This window comes from Mycobacterium dioxanotrophicus (genome assembly GCF_002157835.1).
Taxonomy (GTDB): Bacteria; Actinomycetota; Actinomycetes; order Mycobacteriales; family Mycobacteriaceae; genus Mycobacterium; species Mycobacterium dioxanotrophicus.
Genome location: NZ_CP020810.1, coordinates 36856 through 59634 on the forward strand (window position 1 = coordinate 36856; position 22779 = coordinate 59634).

Annotated in this window: 22 protein-coding genes and 1 pseudogene; 15 read left to right on the plus strand and 8 right to left on the minus strand. The window is 68.0% G+C overall.

The window, feature by feature from the left end; translation table 11 throughout:
* Positions 1–8: 8 nt before the first annotated feature.
* Positions 9–3080 (plus strand): MMPL/RND family transporter, encoded by a 3072-nt coding sequence (locus BTO20_RS36845; protein WP_087083462.1) that lies wholly within the window; start codon positions 9–11, stop codon positions 3078–3080.
* A gap of 163 nt (positions 3081–3243) precedes the next feature.
* Here the strand turns inward: BTO20_RS36845 and BTO20_RS36850 are convergent, their stop codons facing one another.
* Positions 3244–3534: a hypothetical protein gene (locus BTO20_RS36850; protein ID WP_232491355.1), complete on the minus strand. Its 291-nt coding sequence runs from the start codon at positions 3532–3534 to the stop codon at positions 3244–3246.
* 89 nt (positions 3535–3623) lie between these two features.
* Between BTO20_RS36850 and BTO20_RS36855 the strand changes: the two genes are divergently transcribed.
* The 13 genes and pseudogenes from BTO20_RS36855 to BTO20_RS36915 all read left to right on the plus strand — a co-directional run bounded on the left by BTO20_RS36855 (position 3624) and on the right by BTO20_RS36915 (position 11709).
* A complete protein-coding gene (locus BTO20_RS36855; RefSeq protein ID WP_087083314.1) occupies positions 3624–4496 on the plus strand; it encodes a phosphoadenosine phosphosulfate reductase domain-containing protein in 873 nt (290 codons plus the stop codon).
* A 26-nt stretch (positions 4497–4522) separates the two neighbouring features.
* Complete coding sequence (locus tag BTO20_RS36860; protein WP_157680449.1) at positions 4523–4918, plus strand: hypothetical protein; 396 nt, start codon at positions 4523–4525, stop codon at positions 4916–4918.
* Positions 4919–4940: 22 nt separating this feature from the next.
* Positions 4941–5381: a hypothetical protein gene (locus BTO20_RS36865; protein ID WP_087083317.1), complete on the plus strand. Its 441-nt coding sequence runs from the start codon at positions 4941–4943 to the stop codon at positions 5379–5381.
* A 55-nt stretch (positions 5382–5436) separates the two neighbouring features.
* On the plus strand, positions 5437–5946 hold the full coding sequence (locus BTO20_RS36870; protein WP_087083319.1) for a hypothetical protein: 510 nt from the start codon (positions 5437–5439) through the stop codon (positions 5944–5946).
* A 192-nt stretch (positions 5947–6138) separates the two neighbouring features.
* On the plus strand, positions 6139–6495 hold the full coding sequence (locus BTO20_RS36875; RefSeq protein WP_087083321.1) for a hypothetical protein: 357 nt from the start codon (positions 6139–6141) through the stop codon (positions 6493–6495).
* Positions 6496–6584: 89 nt separating this feature from the next.
* Entirely contained in the window at positions 6585–7136 is a 552-nt protein-coding gene (locus BTO20_RS36880; protein WP_087083323.1) for a hypothetical protein, read from the plus strand.
* Positions 7133–7441 carry a glutaredoxin family protein gene (locus BTO20_RS36885; RefSeq protein WP_232491356.1) on the plus strand — a complete coding sequence of 103 codons (309 nt, stop codon included), beginning with the start codon at positions 7133–7135 and terminating at the stop codon, positions 7439–7441. The genes BTO20_RS36880 and BTO20_RS36885 overlap by 4 nt, the downstream gene beginning before the upstream one ends.
* Positions 7426–7968, plus strand: coding sequence for a hypothetical protein (locus tag BTO20_RS36890; RefSeq protein WP_087083325.1), 543 nt, complete (start codon positions 7426–7428; stop codon positions 7966–7968). The genes BTO20_RS36885 and BTO20_RS36890 overlap by 16 nt, the downstream gene beginning before the upstream one ends.
* 30 nt (positions 7969–7998) lie before the next feature.
* Positions 7999–8289: a hypothetical protein gene (locus tag BTO20_RS36895; protein ID WP_087083327.1), complete on the plus strand. Its 291-nt coding sequence runs from the start codon at positions 7999–8001 to the stop codon at positions 8287–8289.
* Between the two features lie 134 nt (positions 8290–8423).
* Positions 8424–8666, plus strand: coding sequence for a hypothetical protein (locus tag BTO20_RS36900; RefSeq protein WP_087083329.1), 243 nt, complete (start codon positions 8424–8426; stop codon positions 8664–8666).
* 52 nt (positions 8667–8718) lie between these two features.
* Positions 8719–10222: pseudogene (locus tag BTO20_RS36905) on the plus strand (DNA cytosine methyltransferase).
* A gap of 90 nt (positions 10223–10312) precedes the next feature.
* Positions 10313–11098, plus strand: coding sequence for a deazapurine DNA modification protein DpdA family protein (locus BTO20_RS36910; protein ID WP_087083331.1), 786 nt, complete (start codon positions 10313–10315; stop codon positions 11096–11098).
* Between the two features lie 290 nt (positions 11099–11388).
* Positions 11389–11709 carry a hypothetical protein gene (locus tag BTO20_RS36915; protein ID WP_087083334.1) on the plus strand — a complete coding sequence of 107 codons (321 nt, stop codon included), beginning with the start codon at positions 11389–11391 and terminating at the stop codon, positions 11707–11709.
* 235 nt (positions 11710–11944) lie between these two features.
* On the opposite strand, the gene BTO20_RS36920 is transcribed toward BTO20_RS36915, so the two are convergent.
* On the minus strand, positions 11945–12475 hold the full coding sequence (locus tag BTO20_RS36920; RefSeq protein ID WP_087083336.1) for a hypothetical protein: 531 nt from the start codon (positions 12473–12475) through the stop codon (positions 11945–11947).
* 11 nt (positions 12476–12486) lie between these two features.
* The gene (locus tag BTO20_RS36925) at positions 12487–13047 is read right to left on the minus strand and encodes a hypothetical protein (RefSeq protein ID WP_232491357.1); all 561 of its coding nucleotides are present in this window, start codon (positions 13045–13047) and stop codon (positions 12487–12489) included.
* A 241-nt stretch (positions 13048–13288) separates the two neighbouring features.
* Between BTO20_RS36925 and mobF the strand changes: the two genes are divergently transcribed.
* Positions 13289–19171, plus strand: coding sequence for a MobF family relaxase (gene mobF / locus BTO20_RS41180; protein ID WP_087083340.1), 5883 nt, complete (start codon positions 13289–13291; stop codon positions 19169–19171).
* A 158-nt stretch (positions 19172–19329) separates the two neighbouring features.
* On the opposite strand, the gene BTO20_RS36935 is transcribed toward mobF, so the two are convergent.
* The 5 genes from BTO20_RS36935 to BTO20_RS36955 are packed head-to-tail and all read right to left on the minus strand — an operon-like array spanning position 19330 to position 22775.
* Positions 19330–19674 carry a hypothetical protein gene (locus BTO20_RS36935; RefSeq protein WP_087083342.1) on the minus strand — a complete coding sequence of 115 codons (345 nt, stop codon included), beginning with the start codon at positions 19672–19674 and terminating at the stop codon, positions 19330–19332.
* Entirely contained in the window at positions 19671–20504 is an 834-nt protein-coding gene (locus BTO20_RS36940; RefSeq protein WP_087083344.1) for a DNA adenine methylase, read from the minus strand. The genes BTO20_RS36935 and BTO20_RS36940 overlap by 4 nt, the downstream gene beginning before the upstream one ends.
* The gene (locus tag BTO20_RS36945; RefSeq protein WP_232491358.1) at positions 20501–21286 is read right to left on the minus strand and encodes a hypothetical protein; all 786 of its coding nucleotides are present in this window, start codon (positions 21284–21286) and stop codon (positions 20501–20503) included. Before BTO20_RS36945 ends, BTO20_RS36940 begins: the two co-directional genes overlap by 4 nt.
* Positions 21283–22068, minus strand: a complete 786-nt coding sequence (locus BTO20_RS36950; RefSeq protein WP_087083346.1) for an ASCH domain-containing protein — start codon at positions 22066–22068, stop codon at positions 21283–21285. The genes BTO20_RS36945 and BTO20_RS36950 overlap by 4 nt, the downstream gene beginning before the upstream one ends.
* Positions 22065–22775, minus strand: a complete 711-nt coding sequence (locus tag BTO20_RS36955; protein WP_232491359.1) for a hypothetical protein — start codon at positions 22773–22775, stop codon at positions 22065–22067. Before BTO20_RS36955 ends, BTO20_RS36950 begins: the two co-directional genes overlap by 4 nt.
* Positions 22776–22779 lie beyond the last annotated feature (4 nt).

Consider the following 22779-nt stretch of genomic DNA (forward strand, 5'->3'; position numbering starts at 1 on the left):
GCACCGCGATGAATGCTCGGCGGCGATACCGCCGTTCGGCCGAACCGGCGGATTCCAGCGAGTACAGCGCGCGGTTGGCGGCGCTGGCGAGGTTCACGGTGAGGCACAAGACGCTGGTGATCGGCGCCTGGCTCGGCGTCGCGGTGGTGCTGGCACTGCTGTTTCCCCAATTGGAAACCGTGGTGCGCCAGCAATCGGCGGAGCTGCTCCCCCATGATGTGCCGTCGTTTCAGACAGTGGACCGGATGAGCGCGGCGTTCGGCGAACAAGGTTCCAAGACCATGGTGTTCGTCGCGATGGAAGACCCCGCCGGGCTGACCCCCGCGACGCGGGAGCGCTACGAGGACCTGGTGGCGCGGCTACGCGGCGACACCGCCCACGTCTTGCTGGTTCAGGACCTGCTGGCCGACCCGATCACCGCGACGCAGGCGGTCAGCGCCGACCGCAAGGCCTGGTTTCTGCCGGTCGGGGTGGCCGGCACCCTGGGCGATCCCGCCGCCGCCGAATCCGTGCAAGCGGTGCGCGACATCGCCGCCGACGTGTTCGCCGGCACGTCGACCACCGCGTACGTCACCGGCCCGCCCGCCACGTTCAGCGACCAGATCGCGGCCGCCGAACACGACCTGGTGCTGATTTCGATCGCCACCGCCGGCCTGATCGCGGTGATCCTGCTCATCGTGTACCGCTCGGTGTTCACCGCGCTGCTGCCACTGCTGGTGATCGCGGTGAGCCTGGTCGTCGGGCGCGGTGTGCTCTCGGCCCTGGGCCAGCTGGGAATGCCGGTCTCGCAATTCACCGTGGCGTTCATGACCGCGATCCTGCTGGGAGCCGGCACCGACTACACGGTGTTTCTGATCAGCCGCTACCACGAACAGCGCCGCGCACAGGTGCCGCCCGAACAGGCCATCGTGCACGCCACCGCCAGCATCGGCCGGGTCATCCTGGCCTCGGCGGCCACCGTCGCCTTCGCATTCCTGGCCATGGTGTTCGCTCAACTGAGCGTGTTCGCCGCCCTCGGCCCGGCCTGCGCGGTGGCCGTCATGTTCGGATTCCTGGCCACCGTGACGCTGCTGCCACCGGTGCTGGCGCTGGCCGCCCGACGCGGCATCGGCGACCCCAAACCCGACCGCACCCGCCGCTACTGGAACCGCGTCGCGGTCGCGGTGGTCCGCCGACCCGTGCCCCTGCTGATCGCCAGCCTGGTCATCCTGCTGACCCTGGCCGCGGCCACAACAACGATGAAGATCAGCTACGACGACCGCAAAGGCCAGCCCGCCACCACCGCCAGCAACCAGGGCTACCAACTACTCGACCGCCACTTCCCCAAAGACATCGTCATCACCGAATTCCTCGTCGTGGAAAACCCCACCGACATGCGCACCGCAAAAGGGCTCGCCGACCTCGACGAAATGGCCTCCCGCGTCTCCCAGATCCCCGGCGTCACCACAGTGTCCGGCGTCACCCGCCCCACCGGAGCCCGCCTCGAACAAGCCCAACTCTCCTGGCAGAACGGCCAGATCGGCGACAAGATGGCCGGCGCCGTCGCCGACGGCAACGCCAGAAAAGACGACCTCGCCAAGCTCACCGCTGGCGCCGACCAACTCGCCGGCGGCCTGGCCCAACTCGACACCACCCTGCGCACCGCCCTGACCCCCCTCACCGCGACACTCACCCAAGCCCAGTCCGCCGGCACCCAGATTCAACAGTTCCGGCCCCTGCTGCAACAACTTTCGGCCACCGCCCCCGGCGTCGACCGCGCCATCCAATCCGGTCCCGGGCTGCGCCCCCTGGCCGAACAAGCCCAACACGCCATCGCCGTCCTCGACCCCCTCACCGGCGCCCTCAACACCTCCCCGTGGTGTGCCACCACACCCCAATGCGCCCAGATCCGCGACCAAGTCCAGACACTGGTGAGCTTGCGCGACAGCGGATTGTTCACCCAGATCGCCGAACTCGGCGATCGCTACAACCCCGACACCAACGCCACCGTCGCCGGCACCCTGGCCACCGTCCACACCGCGGTCACCTCCCTCAACAAAGCCTTCGCAACCCTCGGAGACCCCGCCGACCTGGCCGGCAACATCCGACGCCTCCAAGACGGCATCAGCCAACTCGCCTCAGGCGCCCAAGCACTGGCCACCGGCGTCCACGCACTGGCCGACAGCAACATCGAAATGCTGTCCGGGATGAGCCAGATCGCCACCCAACTCCAAAACGCCGCCCGCGCCACCGCCAACTCGGACTCCTCCAGCGGCTTCTACCTGCCCGCCAACACCTTCCAAAACCGCCAATTCACCGATATGGCAAAACAATTCCTCTCCCCAGACGGAAAAACCGCACGCTTTGCCATCGAAACCAGCCACGACCCCTACAGCGCCGAAGCAACCCGCCTCGCACACGAAATCACCGACGTCGCCAACGCCGCACGCCCCAACACCTCACTGCACCAAGCCACCGTCTCCGTTGCCGGGTTCCCCGCCGTCAACTCCGACATCCAACGACTGCTGCGAGCCGACTTCACCCAACTCGCCCTCGCCACACTGCTCATCGTCGGACTCATCCTCGTCGTACTACTGCGCGCCCTGCTCGCCCCGCTCTACCTGCTCGGCACCGTCGTGCTCAACTACCTGGCCTCACTGGGCATCGGCGTCCTCATCTTCCAATGGGGACTCGGACACGAAATCGCCTGGCCAGTACCACTACTCGCGTTCATCATCCTGGTCGCAGTCGGCGCCGACTACAACATGCTGCTCGTCTCACGACTACGCGAAGAATCAGGACACAACATCCGCGTCGGCGTACTGCGCACCGTCGCCAACACCGGCTCCGTCATCACCTCAGCCGGCCTCATCTTCGCCGCCAGCATGTTCGGCCTCATGGTCGGCTCAGTGGCCATCATGATCCAAGCCGGCCTCATCATCGGCTGCGGACTCCTACTCGACACCTTCCTCGTGCGCACCCTCACTGTCCCCGCCATCGCCACACTCCTACGCGAAGCCAGCTGGTGGCCCCAACGAGCCACCCACCGCCCAACAACCACCAGCCACTCCACACCACCACAACTAGCCACCCGCCATTAAGAACCAACACCCGCACCCACCCCCAACAAGTCACCGCACCCGTCACCGACGGCAGCCCGCCATGATGGCGGCGACGAAGCGACGGGCTCCCGAACCATCGCGCCAGCCAGACCGCACCAACCAACCCCTAACCGGAAACACCGGCAGCCCAGCCTGTTACCCATCACGCCAAGCCAGGCCAACTCGCCTCAGCGGGAACAACAGTGAACATCAGAATCTGACCCCAGATAAAGGTCTCGACATCGCGTGCAGTCGACGCGAATTCGTCACCGGTCATCGCGGTCACGACCACCATGTCGGCCAGGTCGAAGTCCCGCGTCTGCGGCTCGGTCAACCACCGCAGCAACAGGCACGTGCTGTCCAACCCAAGCCCGTAGGACACGACCACTGACGGCCGCCGCGCGCCGTCGTCGATCCCAGGAAGCTCCAATTCCGTTGAGCCCGTGCCGGACATCGGTACCTCCAAACTCTCTTACTGGGTGGCTTTAGCCTACCATATATGGTAGGCTAAAGCCACCCAGTAAGAGAGGATCGGCAGGCCCCATGACCGCTTCCATCGAACGCCACACCGGAACGCTGACCACCGGCGACGTGCCCGACCTGCGTTGCTACGACGTGATTCTGGTCAATTCCAGCGCTGGAAAGGACTCCCAGGCCAGCCTCGACGTGGTGGTCCACGCCGCCCGCCAGGCCGAAGTGCTGCACCGCGTCGTCGTGGTCCACGCCGATCTGGGCGAGGCCGAATGGGACGGGGTGCCCGAACTCGCCGCCGAGCACGCCGCCCACTACGGCCTGCGATTCGAACTGGCCCGACGCGAACGCGACGGAGCCCTCTACACGATCCTGGACCACGTTCAGCAGCGCGGAATGTGGCCCAGCGCCTCCCAGCGATGGTGCACATCGGATTTCAAACGCGGCCCGATCCGCAAGGTGATGACCAAGCTGGTCGCCGAACTGCGCGACAGCGGCCAGATCACCGGGCGCCCCGTGCACCTGCTCAACGTCATGGGCCTTCGCGCAGAGGAGAGCAGCGCCCGCGCCCGCCGACTCGCATACTCCCCCAACACCGCCGCCTCCAACGGACGCCGCCGCGTCGATGACTGGTATCCCATCCACCACTGGTCCACCACCCAGGTCTGGGAGCGCATCCGCGCCGCCGGCACCCGCCCACACCGCGCCTACATCGACGGCATGTCGCGCCTGTCGTGCAGGTTCTGCGTCCTGGCCTCCCGCGCCGACCTGGTGTGCTCAGCCCGCCTGAACCCCGAGCTGGCCCGCCGCTACGCCCAGGTCGAAGCCGAGACCGGGCACCGCTTCCGCGCCGACCTGTCGATGGCCGACATCGTCGCCGAATCCCAAGCAGGCCAGCAGGGCGCATTCATCGCGCTTGCTGACCTGCACCCCCTCGGGGCATGACCGCCCAGGCCAGTCAGGAGCCGACCATGACCGCCAACATCATTCACCCCGTGCAGGGGCGAGATCCCCACGCCGGCCGCCGCGTCGCCGTCTACAGAAACCTCCACAAAGGTGCCTGGTCGATCAAAGCGCTCGACGGCCCGCACAAGGGCACCGTCGTCGCCCACGCCCAGGTCGTCGGCCTGCTCGACTGCGCCATGCACGTGCGGATCGCCGCCCAGCAGCGCATCGCCGCTGGCGCTGCCCGCGAGGTCCACGCCTGGATCGTCGGCCGCCTCAGCGAGGTCACCCTCGACCAGCCCACCCGCCTCGTGTACCGCCCGCACGAACGGCCCGAGTTCTACCTGGCCATCACCGGCCGCCCCGTGCACACCGCCGCAGCAGTCCTGTTCACCGACCACGCCTACGTCAACGCGGCCTGAAAACCCCTGGAAGGAGCCTGCCATGACCACCCCCGCCCCAGTCCTGCCCACCATCCCCGGCGACGCCCTGTGCGAGCTGCTCAACGCCTACTTCGTCGCCCGCGACGACCTCTACGAAGCCGAAGCCGCCGGGGCCGACGACATCAGCCGCGCCATCAGCCGACAGGCCGTCATCGACCTCGCCGACGAACTGGTCGCCCACTTCGTCCCCGACATCGCCGCCCGCTGCGCCCTGACCGGCGAAGACCCCGCCGACCTTGCCTACACCGGGCCCGCGCTGCCCCGCCCAGGCGAGGCCATCTCAGCCATCCAGCCCGGCGTCGGCCGCCTCGCCGGCACCGTCGAGGCCGTCACCGACCGCGGGGTCCTCGTGCAGTGGCAGCACACCAACCTGCTGCCCATCACCTACCCCCGCCGCCAGGTCGTGCCCACCGCATTGGGATGGCACATCCGCCGCACCTGACACCACACCGACAGCCCAACAAACCCAAATCCCCATCCGCACAAAGGAACCCACCATGACCGTCTCCGACCGCTTCGCCGACAGCGTGCGCTACCACTTCAGCAACCCGCCACAAGACTGGACCGTCCGCAAGCTCGACACCCGCCGCTGGGCGATCGTCAACAGCGCCGACGACGTCATCAGCACCCACCCCACCCGCACCGCCGCCGAGCAGAACCGAACCGCCGGCCCCTACGTACGGATCTGGACCGACCGCACCGCCTGGTACCTGGGCACCAGCACCGACCCACGCTGCCGCGCCCTCACCCCCGAAGAACTCCGCATCATCGCCACCGTGCTCATCGACCTCGACCACCCCGACGCCCCCGCCGCCTGCCACCGAGCCTGGCCCGACGCCGAGTTCTGCGACCTGTGCGACCTGCCCCTACGCGGACCCGACCGGCTCTGCCCTCGCTGCGATCACTGCTCCACCGACGGCTGCACCAACCCGCTCGACGACGGGGAAGGCTTCGACGGCTACTGCGGAGACTGCGCCGACCGCCGCGACCACCTCTACACCACCTGACCCACCAGCGCCCGGGCTGGCACCGTGCCGCACGTATACGCCTGGCCGCACCTCGCCCAACGTCAACCACCCCGTCAGCCCAGCCCGGCCCGGCCTGACGGCGAAGGGCCGTGCTGCACCCAGGCCAAGCCGACAAGCGTCCACCAGCCACCACCGCCGACGCAGCCCCACAACGCAAGCACAGGAGGAGAAATGACCGACGACATCGTGGCCCGCGCCAAGGCGGCCCTGCACGCAGTGACCTACGGCCCGTGGGAGATCGACGAACGGTACCCGATCATCTGGCTCGGTGACTTCACTCCGGGATTCCGCATCGAGAGCCACGACAAGGCAGAGGAGAACGCGAGGTTCGTCGTTGAGGCACGCACGCTCGTTCCTGAGATGGTCGCCGAGATCGAAGCATTGAGAGCAGCGGTGGCCAGGTTGACCGTCAACCCCGTTCGCCACGATGAGGCCTCCACGCCCCGCCTGCCGAAGCGTGTCTCAGCGCGAGTCACGCGCAGTCGCCGCACGCCCCTGTCATTCCGTGGACTGTTCCAAAAAGGTTGATACGCAGCGGATTCGCGACGCTAATGGGTGGCGATCCCCTCCCGTAAGTGGTAGGCTATAGGCATCCACCCCGTCGAGAGGAGCCACCGATGTCGGAGCCGCAGTCGATCACCACCCGCGCTGTGCCCGCCTACCGCTACCGCGAGCGGCAGCTGTGCCCGCCGTGTACCCAGGCGGCGATCCTGCCGATCACCGAAGGCGCAGAGTACGACGACACCGAACACGTGCTCGACGTCGTTGCTCAGGACCGCGGCATCGACCGCACCGCAGTGACCAGCGACGCCTTCCCAACACCGATTCCAGCCGTCGAAGCCCTCAGCCAGACCTGCGGTGAGTGCGACTCGACGCTGCTGGACAGCGACTACTGGACGCTCTACCACGCAGCCCTCGACACCATCGCCGCCGAGGCCGACACCGTCGACACGCTCATCGCAGTGCTCAACCACTTCTACCGGCCCCAGGCTGGCGCGGCGTTCCACCCCGGCGGCGCCGACCGCGACCTGTGGAACGTCCTGCGATGGGAGCGCAGCGACTGGACGACAGCCTGGTCCAAAGCCAACTACTGGTACGCGATGCGCGACAGCCAGGGCAACACCTTCACCTACACCGAAGGCGACATCGACCGGGGCTCCAAACCGTGAACGACATCCACGCCAGCCACCTCAACAACCAGGACGGAGGAACCGCGATGACCATCACCCTCTACACCAAGCCCGGATGCGTGCAATGCCGCGCCACCGCCCGTCAGTTCGACAAAGCCGACGTGCGCATCGACACCATCGACGTCTCCGTCGACACCGCAGCCGCACAACTCCTCGAGGACCTCGGCTACCGCAGCGTGCCCGTGGTCATCGCAAACGGGCAGTCGTGGGCCGGACACCGGCCCGACCGCATCGACGCGGTGATCCGCCAGACGGCAGAGGCGATGTCATGCCCGCGACTCTGAGCGAGGAACAGCGCCACCTGATCGCCTTCGTCGCACGGACCAACGGAACCATGCTGCTGGAGGCCATGATCGACGACCACGCAATGCAAGCTCTGCTCGCCCGGGCCGGAGGGGCCACGGCCCCAACCGCCCCCGACGGCGCCCCGGACTGGATGACCAGCTACTGGACCGTCGCAGACAAATTCGTCAGCCCCGGCCGCGACAAGATGCGCGTCAAAGTCACCGCCGCCCAGGTCCGCAAGCTCGGCCGCAGCCTGCCCGCAGGCCTGCACGCCGAGATTCGCCAATGCCTCGACGCCCACGGTGCCGAGCGCGAGCGCACCCGCGAATGGTGCTACTGCCCCTACGCGCACACCGCCCCCAACGCTCACAGCGGGCCCTGCGCCCGCCACCACCCCAGCGCCGACGAGGACGCCGAGCACCGCCACCGCGCCGCCGAACTGCGCACCTGGTCGCAAACACTGCTGCGCCAAGCCCTGTACCCCGCCGCCGGCGTCCAGCTCGACCTGTTCGCCACCCTGCGCTGACAACCTTCCTGCCGACCAAAGGACACCGCGATGACACCCACCCCCGCACGCACGCACACCATCGTCGAAATCGACCAAGGCACCGCCACGCCCATCACCTTCGACCTCGGCACCGCAAACGAGTACGGCGACTTCGACGCCGCCGCATACGCAGGCAACCTCTATCTGAGCATCAACGGACGCCTCTACGGGTCGCTCTACATCCGCCACGACGCCGCAGCCGGTCACCCCACCATCACACTCGGCCAGTACGACCCGGCCACACAGCAGTGGGAGCCACGCAACGAGATCGGGCCCGAGCTGCAAGGCGAGACCTGCTGACCCCCTGAACAACAGCCACCGCGCGGCCACCCCGAAACACACTGCGCCACAGGGTGACGCCGCCATATCTGGTTGCCTATAGCCACCCATTCATGGTAGGCTATAGGCACCCACTCAGGAAGAAGGGACCGGCGATGAGCACCTGCACCTGCCACTCGATCCGCGAAGGCCACGGCGGAATCACCTACACCCTGCACATCCTCGGCGTCCTGTGCGACCACTGCGAAGGCGCCATCGCCGACGCCCAAGCCCAGGCCGACGCCGACGCCATGACCACCGCCGAACAGATCGCCGCCCGCTGGGACTACGCCCGCCGCTACTGCCTTCCCCGCCGACGCCCCGGAGCCCCCATTGCCTCCGACGCAGCCCCGTTTTGACCCACCCACCCCGACCCGCTCCAGAAACCCCCCTCGAGAAAGGCCCGTCCAGATGACCCTCACCCTCACCGACCTGTTCTGCGGAGCCGGTGGAAGCTCCACAGGCGCAATAGCGTTCGGCAACGTCACGGTCAAGACAGCCGCCAATCACTGGGCAAAAGCCATCGAGACCCACAGCCTCAACCATCCCGACGCAGACCACATCCAGGCCGACCTCTCCCAGATCGACCCCCCGGTACTTCCCCAACACCGACCTGCTGTGGGCCAGCCCGAGCTGCACCAAGCACAGCATCGCCCAAGGCAAGAAGCGCCAGGATGCCCAGCCCGACCTGTTCGGCGAGACGCTGCCCGAGGAGGCCGCCGAACGCTCCCGCGCCACCATGTGGGATGTCGTCCGCTTCGCCGAGTACCACCAATACATCGCGGTCATCGTCGAGAACGTTGTCGACGTGGTGTTCTGGCCGCCGTTCCAGGCGTGGCGCATGGCGATGGAATCCATCGGCTACACCGGGCAGCTCGTCTACCTCAACAGCATGCACGCCCAGCTTTTCGGGCCCGGCGCCCCGCAGTCCCGCGACCGCTTCTACGCGGTATTCACCCGCACCGCAGACCCCCGCCCCGATGTGTCGCGGCTGGTGTCCCCACACGCGGTCTGCCCCGAGTGCGGCCCGATCCGTGCGATGCAGGTCTTCAAGCGTCAGGACCGCCCCAAGTGGGGCAAGTACCGCTCCCAGTACGTCTACCGGTGCCCTAACACCACCTGCCGCAACCAGATCGTGGAGCCGCTGTTCCGGCCCGCCGCCGAGATCATCGACTGGTCGCTGACCGGCACCCGCATCGGCGACCGCACGCGCCCGCTGGCCGACAAGACAATGGCCCGCATCGCCGCCGGAATCGAACGGTTCTGGACCCCGATGCTGGTCCCAGTCGAGGGACGCGACGGCAAGACCGCCGTCCCCGTCGATCAGCCCGCCCGCACCATGACGACCCGCAACGAGACCGGCCTGCTGGTCCCGACCGGCGGCACCTGGCGCACCGAGGCCATCCCCACCAGCGAGCCGATCCCGACCCGCACCACCCGCGAGAACGACGGCATCGCCTTCCCCGCCTTCGTCGCCGAACTGCGCGGCGGATCCAGCGACGCCCGCGCGGTGTCCGAGCCGCTGGCCACCGTCACCGCCTCCGGCAACCACCACGGCCTGGTCTACGCCGACCGCACCCGCCCCCTCATCACGAGCTTCTACGGATCCGGCGGCAACAGCACCGTCGACCATCCGCTGCCCACAGTCACCACCCTCGAACGACACGGATTGCTCAACCGCGGCCCGGTCCCCACACCGCCGCCGGTCATCGACATCAACGATGTCTACTTCCGGATGCTGGAGCCCCGCGAGATCACCGCCGCGATGGACTTCCCCAGCCACTACCGCATGGTCGGCACCAGGCGCGAGCAGGTGCGGCTGGCAGGCAACGCCGTCACCCCGCCCGCCGCCCGCGACCTCGTGGGCCTGGTCATCGAAACCGTCACCGGCGAAACGCTGCAACCCGTCGGCTGAAGCCACCCGGTGGGGGGTGCTCCCCCCACCCCCACCGGGTCCGCCGCCCCATACCCCCCGACTACCGACAGGACCGAAGGACCACCGCCAATGAAGTACTTCTATCTCGGAACGAGTGAGGTGCGCTGGCTCGGCCAGGCCAACGTCCCGCTGTTCATCTCCCATCGCCGATTGGCGACCCGCAAGAGCTTCCCGCGTGCGCTCACCGGATGGGCACTCGATTCCGGTGGCTTCACCGAACTGTCGATGTACGGCCAATGGCGCACCACCGCCCGCGACTACAACACCGCGGTCTGGCGCTACGACCAAGAGATCGGGAACCTCGAATGGGCCTCGCCCGGCGACTGGATGTGCGAACCCGAACAACTCGCCCGCACCGGGCTCAGCGTGCGCGAGCACCAGCGCCGCACCATCGCCAACTTCCAACAACTGCAAGACCTCTGGCCCGGCCCCGACTTCGACGTGCCCTACGTGCCGGTCCTACAGGGATGGTCAGCTGACGACTATCGGCGATGCGTCGACATGTACTACGCCGCCGGCGTCGATCTGTCGCAGTGCTTCCTCGTCGGCGTCGGCACCATGTGCCGCCGCCAGGCCAGCGCCGAGATCGACGTCATCCTGTCGACCATCCAGCGCCACGACCCCGAGATCCCACTCCACGCCTACGGGCTGAAGCTTTCCGGTCTCAAGCGCTACGGCCACAGAGTCCTCAGCGCCGATTCCATGGCGTGGAGCTGGGCAGCGCGAATGAGCGATCCGCTGCCCGGCCACACCCACGCCTCGTGCAACAACTGCCTGCCTTACGCCCTGGCCTGGCGCCAACGCATCCTCACCGTGCGCCCCTCAGGACAGATGAGCTTGTTCGATGCGGCTTGACGCCTACCCCTATTGTGCGGCGCCGTCGCCCTGGCGGGCGCCGGATGCCCGCCTGACGGCGAGCGCGTCCGTAGCCCCTCACCCTCACCCGTCAGCAGGGGTGCCCAGCCTAATCGGCCGCGGGCCGAGTGACCTTTTCGGCCCAATCAAGCTCGCTCCCGCTCGCGGGCCGAAAACCCCGCTGCGCCCGGCGCGGACTCTCCGGGGTTGACCCCCCACCCCTCGACCGATTGGCCGCACCCCAGCGCTAACCGGCGCACCGCATCACCAACCCGAACGGAGCACACGTCATGACCAACATCGCCAGCGCCACCACGGACCCGTCGAACAACACCGCCCACGACCCGACCAACCATCCCGGCGCCGCGATCGTGCACCCGGCCGCCCACAGCACCCGCCTGTCACTGGCCCTGGCCCGCGCCGACATCCACACCGCCATCAACGCCGTCGACGACCACCGCCGCCGCCAATACGCGCTGGCCGCCCGCGACTACGCCGCCGAGGTCCTCTGCGATCCCACCTCAACACCCTCGGAAATGCAGTACGCCGGCTACTACTTCGCCGACGCCGAAGCGATCATCGCCCCAACCAGCGCAGATCCCGACGCCTAACCCATCCGCCGAGCTGGCCCGTCCTCACCCAAGGGCGGGCCAGCTCATTTCTTGCCCACCCAACCAAGAGCCCGCCGCGTACGACCACCAGTACCGCTGCACGGCCCGCCATCGCCGATTTCCCTTGGCGGCCGACCTACGGCCGAGCCGGCCTCTCCACCATCCAACGACCCACAAAACTGTGACGGGCGCGGAGTCGAACTCCGCACCCGTCACTCGACAACCGTTTTGCCGATCACCACAACCGTGGCTGCGCCCCGAGCATCGCCGCCTCCACTGCGGCCGCATCCCAGCCCGACCGCACCGCCTCTCGCAGCGCCAACGCCCGCTCCCGTCGGGCTCTCACACCCGCGCCCCGCGCGATCACCGCCGGCCGGCCACCGCCGCGGCCCCGCGCCACCATCTGCTCCATGTTCTCCTGCTGGGTGCCCGCGATCACGTGTGCGCGCACCCCGGCACCAATCTCCTCCGCGGTCACCACGCGCACGCACAATGTGACATCACATTCGTGCAGCGCACGCACATCCCCCTGTAGCGGTTCCCCCGCCTGTGCGTGCGCAAGCGCGTAGCGCGGCGGCCGCACCATCACCGCGTGCCGCCAGCCGCCGCGCCGCAATGCGAAGCGCCCGTATCCATCTGTCCCGATGGCGCCCGTCCACAGCCAGCAGTCCTGTTGCCCAGGACCGCGCACCACGTGTGAGAAAAACTGAGCGATCTCGCTGGCATGACGCACCGGGTCGACGACCAACTCGCGGCCCTGTCTCATCCGACTGATCGTCAGGCGCTCAGCGCCGTGGTGGCTAGATCCACCACGGCCGCGTCCTCACCCTGCTGCGCCGTGTCACCACCCGGCGCAGCAGTATCCACGCCGCCGTCTGCGACCGTCACATCCTCATGCTCGGCACGCGGTGCCTGGCCGCCGGCCTCGTGCTGTTCACTCTCGGCCAGACGCAACAGTTCTCGCACCCGCGCCTGCGTCTGGCCACTCTGCGCAGCGATACCGGCGATCGTTTCGCCGTTGGCCCGCAATACCTTAGCCGCCGCCCCGGCCGCCAGCCGAATCGCCGTCGCCTTCTCCTCGGCGCTACGCCGAATCCGCTCCAGCCGTTCGTTCAACTCCCGCTCGATCCGGGCGATCCGCTCGGCGGCCCTGGCCAGCGCCGCCTCTTCGTCCCTGGCCGCGGCCTGCTCGGTGTGCTCGAGCTTGTCCAGCTCGTCGAGGAACTCCTTGAGCGACTGCACAATCGCACGCTCCCGCGCCTCCCGCTCCGCATTCGCGCGATGCCGCGCCTCCAAAGCCCGTTGCAGATTCCCTGATTTCGTCGTTGCTTTGCCCATGTTTGCGGACTTTAACCAGCCCTGCTGACGTAATCACCCTTCCAACCCCCCTGCCCTCATCACGCCCTACCCCACCCCACTTTCACCTCACACCCAGTCCCACCAGCACCTTCACCTTCCAGCCCCCGTTTTGTCCCACACACCTCTTGCACTCAGGTCACGAAACGGTAACGAGGGCTGTGCGGCAGGGGGTGTCGCAGGCTTGGGATCGTCATCACCGCTGCCTAGCGTCCGAGCCGTGATGGGCATTCACAAGCTGACTGCCGGCACCGGATACCTGTATCTGGTGCGGCAGGTCGCTGCCCATGACCGCACCCACACCGGACCCGACTCCCTCGGGGACTACTACTCGTCGAAGGGGGAGACACCGGGACGGTGGGCAGGGCGCGGCCTGGCCGGATTGGCCGCCGGTATGCAGCACCGCGCCCACACCGACCAGGGTGCGCAGCTGTGGAACGTCGAGGCCGGCTCCGAGGTCACTGAGGATCAGATGAAGAATCTGTTCGGTCTCGGGGTCCACCCCAACGCGACCCCGCTGGCGCGGCACCTGATGGCCCAGGGTGCGACCCGCAACGGTGCGCTGGCTGCGGTCAAACTAGGCCGCCCCTTCCACGTCAACGCCGGGGAAACGGCTCTGCAGCAACGGCTTGCCGTGGCCTTCCGAGACCACAACATCAGTGAGGGAAAGCACTGGAACGCCCCTATTGAGGAAGACCTGCGGGCGGCGATGCGAACTCGTATCGCCACCGAAATGTTCGAAGAAGAACACGGCCGACCCCCAGCAGACGAACGTGAGCTGACCGGATACATCGCCCGCGGTACCCGTCAGCTCACCACCTCCGTGGCCGGCTACGACATGACCTACACCCCGGTCAAAAGCGTGTCCGCGCTCTACGCGCTGGCCCCGCTGCGCATCGCCGAGATCATCGAGAAGTGCCACAGCCGCGCCGTCGAGGACGCCCAGAACTTCCTGCAGGACCACGCGGCCTACACGCGCATCGGCGCGCAAGGTGTCGCCCAGGTCGACACCGACGGATTCATCGCGGCGCACTTCCTGCACCGTGACACGCGCGCATCCGACCCCGGTCTGCACACGCACGTCGCGGTGTCTAACAAGGTGCGCGCACAAGGCACCGACGGAATCTGGCGCTGGTATGCACTCGACGGACGACCCCTGTACGCCTCCACCGTCGCCGCCTCGGAGCTGTACAACACCCGCCTTGAGGCCTACCTGGGCGCCGAACTTGGGATGCGGTTCGCCTCACGCGCACACACCCCCGACGGCAAGCGCGAGGTGCGCGAAGTCGTCGGCGTCAACCCTGAACTGCTCGAGCTGTGGTCCTCCCGGCGGGCCGCCATCGACGCCGAATACGCCGTGTTGGCCAAGAAGTTCCAAGCCGAACACGGCCGCGAACCGACCACGCCCGAGTCGATCGCGCTGTTCCAACAAGCCAACCTCTCGACCCGCGCAGCCAAGCACGAACCCCGTTCCCTCGCCGAGCAGCGCCAGGAATGGCGAGCCCAAGCGATCGGACTTCTCGGTGACGAGCAGGCATTGAACGCGATGCTCGGCCGCTGCCTCGGCGGGCGCGCCCGCGCCGCTTCGACCATCACCTCCGAGTGGCTCACCACCCAGGCGCAGCGCGTCATCGCCACCGTCTCCCAGTCGCGTTCAACCTGGCAACGCACCCACGTTCTCGCCGAAGCGCTGCGAGTCATTCGCTCCACCGGGCACGCCAACACCGACGGATTGGCCGAGCAGATCGCCGACATCGCACTGTCGGAACCGTTGAGTATCCGCCACGCCAGCAGCCCCGACACCGACCTCGGTGAACCGGCACTGCTGCGCCGCAAGGACGGCACCAGCGTCTACCGACTGGCGGGCAGCCAGACCTACACCAGCGCAGAAATTCTGGCCGCCGAGAAACGCATCCTGGCTGCCGCCACCCTCACCGACGGCCGACGAGTCGATCCCACCGAGGTCGAAATGGCGCTGCTATCGGAAGCCGCACACCGCCGCGAACTCAACGCCGGCCAAGCCGAATTGGTCCGCCAGATGGCCAGCCGCGGTCAGCGAGTCATGCTCGCGCTGGCCCCGGCAGGCGCCGGGAAGACCACCGCGATGTCGGCGTTGGCGCGGGCATGGGAGGGCGCCGGTGGCACCGTAATCGGGCTTTCCCCCAGCGCAAGTGCGGCCCAAATCCTGCGCGACGAGATCGACATCGACGTCGCCGACACCGTGGACAAGTTCAACTGGCTGCACAACAACCCGCACGCCGATGCAAGCGATCCCGCCCGTGAATGGTTCGACCGCATCGACCACACGACCCTTCTGATCATCGACGAAGCGGGCAAGGCCGGCACCCTCGCACTCGACGCGGTGATCGCAGCCGCGCTGGCCCGAGGTGCGTCGGTGCGGCTGATCGGAGACGACAAACAGTTGGCGTCGATCAGCGCCGGCGGCGTGTTGCGCGACCTCGCCCACAGCAGTGGAGCCATCACTTTGTCGCAGGTGATGCGGTTCGCCTCACCCGCCGAAGCCCAGGCCGGGCTGGCGCTGCGCGAAGGCGATCCCTCGGGCATCGCCTTCTACATCGACCACCAGCGAGTCCATGTCGGCACCGACGCGATGGCCCTCGACATGGCGTTCGACGCCTGGCGCGAAGACAACGAACAGGGCCACCACTCCCTGCTGCTGGCACCCACACACGACCTGGTGACCGAACTCAACGAGCGTGCCCGACTGCACCGACTGACCTCACTGGGCGACCAGGCACCCACTCTGGAAGCCGAATTGGCCGGTGGCTCACGCGCCAGCGTCGGCGACATCGTGTTCACGAAGAAGAACGCGCGGATGCTCACCGTCGGCCCCAACGACTTCGTCCGCAACGGCTATCGGTGGGAAGTCACCGCCGTCGGACCCGACGGATCACTGACCGTGACCCACCTGGACTCCGGAGCCCACCGGCACCTTCCCGGCGACTACGTGCGTGCCCACGTCACCCTCGGATACGCCGCCACCATCGACAGCGCACAGGGCGCCACGGCCCGCCACCGCTGCCACACCGTCGGTTCTGACCGGCTCAGCCGCCAGCAGATCTACACCGCGCTGACCCGTGGTGTGCGCGAAAACCACATCTACTTCTCCACCGCGGAAAACGATCCACACCGCATCTTGACCCCGAAGGCCACCCACCCCGACACCGCCGTCGACGTACTGACCCGGGCACTTAGCCGCGACGCAGCCCAGGTATCGGCCACCTCGCTGGAGCGCGAAACCGCCGACCCACGCCGGCGACTCTCGGCCGCAGCGCACATGTACAACCACGCCGTCGGGGCGGCAGCCGAGCAGCTCCTCACCCCCGCCGAACAGGCCGCGCTCGACCGTCACGCCGAGGAGATTCTGCCCGGCCTGACCACGGCCACGGCGTGGCCCGTGCTGCGCCAGCACCTGTCGCTGATCGCCGCCAACGGCTACAACCCACTCAAGCGCCTTACCGCTGTGGTGCGAGCCGGGGACTTCAGCGACGCCATCGATCCCGCCGCGGTGATCGACTGGCGACTCGATCCATCGGGCTCTCATTCCGGCGGCACCGGCCCGCTGCCGTGGCTTCCGGCGATCCCCTCACGGCTACGCGCCAACCCGCACTGGGGTCCGTATCTGAGCCGCCGCGCCGACCTGATCCGCGAACTCGACACCGCCGTGCGGGCCGACGTGGCGGCCTGGACGACGGCCACCGCACCCCGCTGGGCGCGACCCATCGTCGGCACCGACCCCACACTGGCCGCCGATCTGGCCGTCTACCGGGCCGCCACCGACGTCGATGACGCAGACACCCGCATCGCCGGAGCCGAGCAGTACCCCGCGCGTCTGCGCGCCGCCCAACGCCGCCTGGAGCAGCGGGCCGCCGCCGTCGTCGGCGCCCAGGTCGGCCACCGCCGCTACAACAAGCTGGTCGACTCCATCAACCCCCACATCCGCAGAGACCCGTTCTGGCCACAGCTGGCCACCCACCTCGCCGAGGCCTCCCGCACCGGAGTCGACGTCCAACAACTCGTCCTCACCGCGGCCGCTGAACGCCCACTTCCCGACGATCTTCCCGCCGCCGCCCTGTGGTGGCGACTGTGCGGAACGCTGTCGCCGGCCATCGTCGAGACGGCCCACAACGGGCTGCGCCCAGACTGGCTACCCGATCTGCACACCGTCTTCGGCAGCGCCCTGGCCGAGACCATCGCCGCCGACCCAGCGTTCCCCGCACTGGTCTCGGCCATCGCCAACGCAGACCCCCAGCGGTGGCAACCGCTGGATCTGCTTCAGGTCGCCGCCGAGCACCTCGCCGACGCCGACGCCTCACTGAAACACCATCTTCGCCCCGACGAGTACGCCCGCCTGCTCACCTACTCCATCGATCTGTTCACCACCGACGCCCCCTACGACCACGACATCCCAACACCCGAGCAGCCGCCCCTGACCGACGAGGAATACGAAGAACTCCAACACCTGCACCCGGACCCCGAACATCCCCATCCGGCCGTCGATCCGCTTGTGCTGACCGACGCGCTCGCCGACCCTGACGTGCTTGCCGCTGCCCTCGGCTTCCACGACGACCTGCCCGCCGACCCCCACGACGACCTGTGGCTTGCCCCGCCCGACGACGAGTACGCCGCGGCCGAGGATTACATCGACTTCGACTCCCTGTCCACCACGCGACCCACCCCGGCCGCCGCACTGGCCGCCGCCCAGGATGATGTGCGTGCACTGCGGGAGCGCTACGAGCAGGCCCTGGCCGACTACGAGACCCTCGCCACCCAGGTGCAGTCCACCACCGGAGGCCCCGCCATCGAGGCCGCCGGCCCCCAGATCACGGCGATGCGCGCCCGCGCCGACGCCGACCGCCCCTACCTGGCAGAGATCGAATCCGTCATCGACCGCTGGCACGACGACGACCAGACCTACACCAGCAACCTGGCGCTGATCGACGCCGCCCAACAGAACTACGACACGCTGCGCGCCGACGCCGACAGCGACCCGCTCGACGTCATCTCGGCCGCCCAGCACCTCAAATGGCTCAAAGAGGAGGTGCTGCCCAAGCAGACACCAGCCGAACGCTGGTATCCGGCACTACGGGAAGCCACCGAGCGCCGCGAGGCCGCAGCCGGCGGCGCAGACAACATCATCACCCACGCCGACGTCGATGCGCTGCTAGCCCGATGCCGCGACGAGGACACCAAACTTGTTAGCGCCCGACGCGCCGAACTGCGCCGCCGGCTCGACCAACTGCTCACCGCCGAATCCGCCGCTTCACGCGCCTTCGCCGAGGCCCAGATGCGCACCGCCGATCACATCATCGAACAACTCCCCCGCATCACCACCGAACTGCGAGTGCTCGCCGCCGCCGGCCACAACACCTTCCAGCCCCCACTGCACCTCGACCCCGAAGCACTAGCCAAGCTATCGGCCAGCACCGCGTTAACGTCCGTGGCCGCCAACCCCTTCGCCGTCACACCCGTCACCGCCACCGACCGCGCCGAACTCATCCCGCAGATGGCCGTCCTCGACGCCGCCGCTGCGGCCAACGATCGCCACATCGTCTGGTCAGCTCCCGCCGACGCCCTCGACGACCCGCACACTCCAGCACTGCACCCCACGATGGTCGACGCCGCAACACTTCACTTCGAGCCCGCCACCACACCACCGGGCACCATCGTCGTGGTCGATCACGCCCAGCGCCTGGCCCCCACCGAGATTGCCGACCTCGCCGAGAGCGCAGTGAGCGCACATGCCCGCCTCGTGCTCCTCGACACCGACACCCGCCAATGGTCCACCGCACCGTCGGCGCCGCTACTGCGACTGCTCAACAAAGACCTGCCGTGGTCGCGCACTCTCAGCGCCGACCACACCATCCGCAACCACCCTCTCCCATCCCAGTCCCCCGACCTGCAGGCCGCAGTCACCCAGGCCAGCGACCTAGACCCGCAGCAGCACACCCCCGAAATCGCGGCCGCCCTGGCCGAATACGAACGCCTCATCCAGAACCACCGCAGCGCCCACGGCGTGCACGACCGGCTACAGAACATGCGCGGCGACGCCGAGAGTTCGCTCAACCGGATGATGAACAACTAAGCAACCGTGGACTTGGGCGGGGTGGGTTCTCCGACATCCACTCTGGCGCCGACGACGGTGAAGCGAATCGGCGCGAGCCCTCGCCGTCGGCGGTTTTTCCGATCCCCGAAGGGAGAGAGACATAGACGGGCTGCAACCCGCGCCACGGCCGGTGGATATCAGCGCAGTCGTGCGATGTACTCCCACTCGACCCGGCGCGGGCCCTGCTTGATGGCCCGTACCAGGCCTTCGCGGGCGAGGCTTCTCAGATGGCGGTAGATGCCTGCTCCCGAGTCCTGGGAGGAGCGCGGGCGGCGCACGACGTGCCAGTTACCGTGGCACTCCACCACTTCCAGATCGCGGTTGTGGCGCGGAGCCAGGCAGACCAGCTCGCAGCCGAGGTCTAACCGCTCGGTGTGCCACGGCAGCATTCTGGCCAGCGCCGCGCTATTGATCGGGTGGCCGGCCTCCCGCAGCAGCTCAAGCAGCTGAGCCCGCAGTTGGTACGTCTCTGCCCGCGTCACGGCGTCTCCTTGCCAGCTGCGGCGGGATCGACGTCGAACAGCGGCTGTTGCACTGGTAGCGGTCGGTTCGACCACAGCCGCACCGGATGCCCGCTCTGCACCGTCAGCGCGGCCTGTGCCCAACCGGGAGGCGCCGTCATCTCGACGCCGGTGTGATCCACCCGGACCACGACTGCCGCTTTAGTTTTGGCCAACGCCGACAGCAGCACGTCGGGGCCGGGGCGAAAGGCCGCACCAGGATCGGCGCCTTGGGCGCCGAACTGGTTCGCCCGCAGATCGGCGTAGAAGCACACGCCGCTACGACCGCTGTGAGCTTCCACGACGTTGACCGCAGGCTGGCATTCCAGGGTTACTTCCTTCAGGCGCTGGGCCAGCGTCTCCATTGTTGCGATGTCAGCGCGCGGCTCAGTGTGCTGTCGACGACGTCGTATCCCTCGCCATTGTGGGCGTAGACGTGCAGGCCCGTCGGCGCTTTGGCTCAGCAGCACCCACACCCGGCGGGCGGCCTCAAGGTCGCTGACGCCGAGGTAGGAACCGCTACCGCGGGCGGTGTCGAACTCGATCCGACTCAGCGGGGTCAACGTGCACACGCGGGCCAGGTCGTGGGGGCGGTCGCGCAGCACCCTCCAAAACGTCACGATGTCCAGGCCGGTGTCGTTGATGGTTTCGGCCTGGCTGGGCGGTTTGTGCAGCAGTACCTCCAAGCCCCCGGACTGCAACTGCACGTAGTGGGTGTGGTCGGGCAGCATCCCAGCGATCCGGGCCGCCGCTTCCTGAGCGCCAGCTGTCCGCTCGGCCAGCGGGGAGACCACTGCGGTGTCGGCTCTCATTGCGCCACAGCGCGGGTGGACGCTGAGTCCAGCGCGGCTCCGGGCCGGGGCTGGCGTCGCTCGTCGGTGTTCTGCCGCACGGGAATCAGCAGTGCAAGACCGCGGCGAATGCTGCCGTCCTTGCGCTTGCCCGTGGGCGTGCTCAGCCCGCGCAGCCACCGTCCCGGGCTGGGTGTCTCGTCGTCGATGAGCGCAGCCAGCGCCACCACCAGTGCCATCAGTTCGTAGCGGTCGGTCTGCTGCAGGCTGTGCCACAGCTCATCAGGACTCAGATCATGTACATCCCCCACGACAGTCATGGCTTTGCGGTACAGCCGCTGGCACTGGTTGATCCGCGTATCGCTGAGTGAGTACACCAGCGGCAGCTTCCCCTGCCCCAGGAGGTGACGTAGTTGGTCGGCGACTGCGGATCGCTCCAGCAGCAGCCCCGCCCGCACCACCGCCTCGTCCGGCCAGTAGTCACCGCAGCGGCCGTGCGGATCGTTTTCGCGCCAACCGTCGGATTCGAACTCTTCACGGTGGCGGCGCAGCACTGTCACTACCGCACGTGGGTGCACACCGTAGAAGCTGGCGACCTCAGTCAGGTGGTGCGGGCGTGGGCGGTGTTGCGGGGCAACGTCATCGAGTACGTCTACGATCCGGCTCAGCCTGTTGCGCTTGTTTCGGTCGCGTTCCATCTGGTGGTACTTGGCCTGCAGTAGGCGGTCGGCCTCGGTGCGCAGCGGTCCGCCACGGTCGCAGCCGTCGTCGTGGTCGTCGTCCATCACACCTTCTCCTCTCATGCGCCGCGATACACCTTTGGATTGATCAGTGCCGACCAGGAAACCTGTTGCAGGCCAACGAACCCGCGTGCCCCACCACGCCACGGACGGCGGGCCAACCGGACAGGGGATTCGAACACCCAGTGATACAACTGCTGGGTCTTGCGGGTGTTACCCCACGGGGCGCAGCACCCGCGGGCACGGTGAACGTCAACGAGCACCGCAGCGCCCAACCAGCCCTGCTGAGCGGCATGAAAGTCCATGCACTGCAAACCTTGTCGCCTTCCCAGCTCGACCCCGGCCTGATCGAGGCGAGCCCCGGCGTAGATCAGGACCGGACCTCGGTAGGTGGTGGTGTCGGTGCGGTTCTCGACGTTCTTGCCGCCTGCCTCGGTGGGTACCATCAGCATCGACGCCCACGGTCGGCGCAGCGTCAACCCCATCGCATGACCCGGCGCAGCCACCGGGTCCTCGGGAGCCTGCGCATAATCGCAGAGCACACTGCCGATGCCGCCAGGATCAACCATCCCACAGGAGCATCCGGTACCGTGACTACCACAGCGGTCACGAAAGGCCAGCAGTTCCTCGCTGCGCCCGGCCAGACGCACCGCGAAGTGCACGGCGCTCGCCCAGCGCTGCCGGTCCGTGCGCTGATCGCCCTGCACCGTCTCGGCGAACATGTCGCCGGTGTCGAGTGCGTGGGCGATCTGGCGAAAGGTCGTTGCAGTGTGGTCTTCGGTCCAGGTGGTGTCGCCGCAGGCCAGACTGATCCGCCGGTTCGGGGCCAGGTTCATGGTGGTCATCGCGGTCCCCCGACCGGCTGGCGGGTCATGCGTGTCGTCGCTTGATGTGCCGACACCAGAGCAGCCAATTCGGCGACGTGCCCGCTCATCGAGGGCAGCAGATGCACCAGTGTGTCCGCGGTCGTACCCGTGCCCCGCCGCCGCCGGCGAAACGCCGTCGGGCTGGTGGCCCCGGGCGTGACGGCATCGAAACCGTCGGCATGGACGTCGGTGATCTGCCATCCGTAATCGTCGGTCAAGGTCATCGCCGCCCAGTACGCCCGCCGCACCTCGGCGCAGGGCTGCGCACCCACCGCCACCGGCAGATACCACGGCTGGTGCGCATCGTCGGGATTCGCTCTGCCAGCAGGCATGTGCAGCAGCAGATTGGCGGCGACCCGACGCACGACGGCGGCGCGATCGTCGGGCGACAACTCGACCAGCTCGACCAGCAGTCGGCCCACATGCAGTTGCAGGATCGGTTCCCTGCCCCCGTCGCACTGGGCTCGCACCGTGTGCCGCTGGCCCGCGCTATCGCGGACTGACCATCCGTCGGGGCCGAACTGTTCAACCACCCATCCGTGGTTGACCAGCCTCGACATTCCCCAGTACAGGCGATCTGCCAGGACACTCCCCTCAAGAGGCGCTGCGAACTCACCCCGGCGTCGGCGCCGAGTCAGCGTAGTGCCGCGGTTGCCCTCGATGATCTGCGCGGTGTGGGTCGTCACGTTG